Raw genomic sequence first — 379 nt, 5'->3', positions numbered from 1 at the left:
CTTCCGGGCGGCTCGTACGAAAAACCCTTCCAGACGGTGGAGTGGTCGATTACGCCTACGACCGCCAAGGCAACCTCCTCAGCGTCGACGACGGCCACTGGGCGTTAGCCTACGAATACGACAGCCAAAACCGCCTCACCGCCGACCACCAAGGCTGGGGCACCCTGCGCTACGGCTACGACGCCTGTGGTCAACTGAAAAACCTGCGCCTGCCAGACAACAACCGCGTCACCTTCAAGCACGACAAAGGCGGCCACCTCGCCACCGTCGAACTGAATGGCAAAACCCTAACGTCTCACCTGTTCAACACCGGCCGCGAACGCCAGCGCCAGCAAGGCGAACTGCTCAGCCACTACCACTACGACGAGCAAAACCGCCT

Annotated in this window: 1 protein-coding gene; it reads left to right on the top strand. The window is 61.5% G+C overall.

Translation table 11 applies throughout. The features are described 5' to 3' along the window. A partial coding sequence (locus tag L8I05_RS29475) for an RHS repeat domain-containing protein (protein ID WP_242176739.1) occupies window positions 1-379 on the top strand: 379 nt, incomplete at both ends.

Source organism: Pseudomonas sp. MONT-RG-20F-20-E-7-02 (genome assembly GCF_022662395.1).
GTDB lineage: Bacteria > Pseudomonadota > Gammaproteobacteria > Pseudomonadales > Pseudomonadaceae > Aquipseudomonas.
The sequence above is the reverse complement of the archived record's forward strand: the minus strand, read 5'-3'. Positions and strand labels throughout refer to the sequence as shown.